The 4,104-nt window shown below is 62.2% G+C and carries 3 protein-coding genes; all 3 read left to right on the top strand.

Features of this window, described 5'->3' with window-relative positions:
* Positions 1-229 precede the first annotated feature (229 nt).
* Entirely contained in the window at positions 230-1,078 is an 849-nt protein-coding gene (locus NUV89_RS28230) for an alpha/beta fold hydrolase (RefSeq protein ID WP_257783900.1), read from the top strand.
* Positions 1,079-1,115: 37 nt separating this feature from the next.
* A complete protein-coding gene (gene mdtD, locus NUV89_RS28225; protein ID WP_257783899.1) occupies positions 1,116-2,543 on the top strand; it encodes a multidrug transporter subunit MdtD in 1,428 nt (475 codons plus the stop codon).
* A 131-nt stretch (positions 2,544-2,674) separates the two neighbouring features.
* Positions 2,675-4,012 carry an ATP-dependent RNA helicase DbpA gene (dbpA, locus tag NUV89_RS28220; protein ID WP_235865629.1) on the top strand — a complete coding sequence of 446 codons (1,338 nt, stop codon included), beginning with the start codon at positions 2,675-2,677 and terminating at the stop codon, positions 4,010-4,012.
* The last annotated feature ends 92 nt before the right edge of the window (positions 4,013-4,104 follow it).

Here is a 4,104-nt window from a genome sequence, read left to right as displayed (position 1 = left end):
TGTGTCAGTCACTGAATGAGTTGACTGACACACCGTATTCGCGAGCAAGCCCGCTCCCACACAAGCCCACTCCCACATTGGTTTGTGGTGATTTCTGATATCCGGCTTCACACCTTCCTACCGTGAATTCCCATCTCGCACCTGTTCCCCCGTGCTCTGTTGTCCCCCGCAAAAAACCTCGCTATAACGGTTAGTGGCATACCGCCACCCACAGGAAGTGAGCGTTGACATGGACCACGGAAGTTTCGTCATCAACAAGCTGTTCAAGCACTACAACGTTCACGTCGAGCAACTCGGCAACGATCCGCAAAAAAACACCGTGCTGATGGTCAATGGCGCGCTGTCCACCACCCGCTCATTCGCCCGCACCAGCAAGTGCCTGGCCGAGCATTTCAATGTGCTGCTCTTCGATTTGCCCTTCTCCGGCTATTCCCGCGAGCACAACGCCGACCTCGACCTGGTGACCAAGGACGACGAAGTGCAGATGCTGCGTGCCCTGGTGGAACGCTTCGAGGTCAACCACCTGGTGTCGGCCTCGTGGGGCGGCATCTCCACGCTGCTGACCCTGGCCCACAACCCGCCGTCGATCCAAAGCTCGGTGGTGATGGCCCTGGCGCCCAACCTCAACCAGGCCATGCTCGATTACGTGGAGCGCGTGCGGGTGCTGATCGAGGCGGATGACAAGTCGGCGGTTGGCGATTTGCTCAACGAGACGGTGGGCAAATACCTCTCGCCCCGGCTCAAGCGCAACAACCATCGGCACCTGTCGACCATGGCCACCACCGAATACCGCCAGGCGCGCTTTCATATCCATCAGGTGCTGGCCTTGGGCGATGGCAATTACCTGCCCGCGCTCAAGCAGATTGAAACACCGGTGCACTTTCTCAACGGCACGCTGGACGAATACACGCCGGCCGCCGAAGCCCAGTTGTTCAAGGAGTATGTGGGCCGCAGCAGCTTTGCCGTGGCCGAGCATACTGGCCACTTGCTCGACCTCGAATCCAGCGAAGCCGCCACGGCGGTGCACCGCGAACTGCTGGATTTCCTGGTGGGAAAACGCGCGACGGATGGCGCATAATCGCCGACACATAGCCTGCTAACAAAAAGGGTTTTCTATGCCGAATCGCGTCCCGCTCGATGCCACGACCGCCCGCTGGCTCCCCTGGGTGGTGGCGATTGCCTTCTTCATGCAGTCGCTGGACGGGACGATTCTGAACACCGCGTTACCGGCCATGGCCCGCGACCTCGCGGAAAACCCCCTGCGCATGCAAGGCGTGGTGATTGCCTACATGCTCACCGTGGCCTTGCTGATCCCTGCGTCGGGCTGGATCGCCGACCGCTTCGGCACCAAGAAAATCTTCTTTGGCGCGATCATGCTGTTCAGCATTGGTTCGCTGCTCTGCGCTTTGTCCAGCAGCCTGAGCATGCTGATCGGCGCGCGGGTGATCCAGGGCTTGGGCGGTGCGCTGATGCTGCCGGTCGGGCGGCTGGTGGTACTGCGTGCTTACCCGCGTTCCGAGCTGGTGCGGATCATGGGCTTCATCACCATCCCCGGCCTGCTCGGCCCCTTGCTCGGCCCGACCATGGGCGGTTGGATGGTGCAATACCTGACGTGGCACTGGATCTTTTTGATCAACCTGCCGGTGGGCATGATCGGCTGCTACGCCGTGTGGAAATTCATCCCCGATCTGCGCGGCAGCGAGCGCACGCGATTCGACGGGATCGGCTTCCTGCTGTTTGGCGCGGCGATGGTGCTGATAACCATCGCCATGGAAGGCCTGGGGGAACTGCACCTGCCGCACCTGCGGGTGATGTTGCTGCTGTTCGGCGGGCTGGCGTGCCTGGCGGCGTACTGGCTGCGCGCCGGGCATATCGATAACCCGCTGTTTTCGCCGGTGCTGTTCAAGACCCGCACCTTTGCCGTGGGCATCCTTGGCAACCTGTTCGCACGACTGGGCAGCGGCGCGTTGCCGTTCCTGGTGCCGCTGCTGTTGCAGGTGGCGCTGGGTTACTCACCGTCGGAAGCGGGGATGAGCATGCTGCCGCTGGCGGCGGCGGCAATGTTTGCCAAGTCCATTGCGCGGCCGTTGATCGAGCGTTTGGGCTATCGCATCGTGCTGACCGGCAACACCCTGGCGCTGGGCATCATGCTGGCGAGCATGGGCCTGGTCACGGAACACACGCCCTACCCGCTGCTGCTGGGCATGTTGGCGGTGCTGGGGGCGATCAACTCGCTGCAATTCACCGCGATGAACACCGTGACCCTGATCGACCTCGACGACGCCCAGGCCAGCAGCGGCAACAGTCTGCTGTCGGTGGTGGCGCAATTGTCCCTGAGCCTCGGCGTGGCGTGTGCCGGTGCGTTGCTCGGCGGGTTCACCGCTGAAACGGGGAACGACGGCGTGGAAAGCGTACTCGGCGCCTTCCAGCTAACCTTCCTTACTGTGGGCATCATGGCGATGCTGGCGGCGGCGATCTTCCTGCAATTGTCGCCAAAAGACGGCAAACGGCAGGCCAGCCCGGAGCAGCACATCGAGCATTAAGCGGCTTCTCGTCTAGAACTTGCGGGGAAAATCCCACAGGGCTGGTACACTGCGCGACATTTTGTTTTTGCAGAGCCAGCCCCGTGACCACCATCGCCACCGCTTTTAATACTTTGCCGCTGTCCGCCGCCATGTTGGCTAACCTCGACTCGCTGGGTTATGTCGAGATGACGCAGATCCAGGCGCAAAGCTTGCCGGTGATCCTCAAGGGGCTGGACCTGATCGCCCAGGCCAAGACCGGCAGCGGCAAGACCGCCGCCTTCGGCATCGGCCTGTTGAACCCGATCAACCCACGCTACTTCGGCTGCCAGGCCCTGGTGATGTGCCCGACCCGTGAGCTGGCCGACCAGGTCGCCAAGGAAATCCGCCGCCTGGCCCGTGCCGAAGACAACATCAAGGTCCTGACCCTGTGCGGCGGCGTGTCCCTCGGCCCGCAGATCGCCTCGCTGGAACACGGCGCCCACGTTATCGTCGGCACGCCGGGCCGCATCCAGCAGCATCTGCGCAAAGGCTCGCTGGTACTGGACGGCTTGAACACGCTGATCCTCGACGAAGCCGACCGCATGCTCGACATGGGCTTCTACGACGCCATCGAAGACATCATCAGCAAGACCCCGCCACGCCGCCAGACCCTGCTGTTCTCGGCCACCTACCCGGTGAGCATCAAGCAGCTGGCCTCCAAGTTCATGCGCGCGCCGCAGCAAGTGAAGGCCGAGGCGTTCCACTCCGACGACCAGATCGAACAGCGTTTCTACGAGATCTCGCCGGAAGAGCGCATGGACGCCGTGACTAAAGTCCTGGCGCACTTCCGCCCGGCGTCGTGCGTGGCGTTCTGCTTTACCAAGCAGCAAGTGCAGGAAACCGTGGATCACCTGACGGCCAAGGGCATTTCCGCCGTGGGCCTGCATGGCGACCTGGAACAGCGCGACCGTGACCAGGTCCTGGCGATGTTCGCCAACCGCAGCACCTCGGTGCTGGTTGCCACGGACGTAGCCGCCCGTGGCCTGGACATTGACGCGCTGGACATGGTGATCAACGTCGAACTGGCCCGTGACTCGGAAATCCACATCCACCGCGTCGGCCGTACCGGCCGTGCCGGTGAGACCGGCATCGCCATCAGCCTGGTTGCCCCGTCCGAAGCCCACCGCGCCCAGGCCATTGAGCAACTGCAGAAGTCGCCGCTGAACTGGGACCAACTGGACAACCTCAAGCCGCAAAGCGGTGGTCCGTTGCTGCCGGTGATGAGCACCCTGTGCATTGCTGCCGGGCGTAAAGACAAGGTGCGTCCGGGTGACATCCTCGGTGCATTGACCGGTGAAGCCGGGATTCCGGGGGCGCAAGTGGGCAAGATTGCGATTTTTGACTTCCAGGCGTTTGTGGCGGTTGAGCGTGGCATCGCCAAGCAGGCGTTGCAGCGTTTGAATGACGGCAAGATCAAGGGCCGTTCGTTGCGCGTGCGGATCCTGTAACGCTCTCAAGCCATACAGAGATCAAAATGTGGGAGCGGGCTTGCTCGCGAATGCAGTGGATCAGCCAATGAATCTGTTGACTGACACACCGC

Origin of the sequence: Pseudomonas sp. 18.1.10 (genome assembly GCF_024655625.1) — a bacterium.
GTDB lineage: Bacteria > Pseudomonadota > Gammaproteobacteria > Pseudomonadales > Pseudomonadaceae > Aquipseudomonas.
Note: the sequence above shows the minus strand (reverse complement) of the source record. Positions and strands in the feature narration are given on the sequence as shown.

Coding starts and splice junctions, on each gene's coding strand:
- dbpA (WP_235865629.1), top strand. CDS start 2,675: ATGTTGGCTAACCTCGACTCGCTGGGTTATGTCGAGATGACGCAGATC.
- mdtD (WP_257783899.1), top strand. CDS start 1,116: ATGCCGAATCGCGTCCCGCTCGATGCCACGACCGCCCGCTGGCTCCCC.
- NUV89_RS28230 (WP_257783900.1), top strand. CDS start 230: ATGGACCACGGAAGTTTCGTCATCAACAAGCTGTTCAAGCACTACAAC.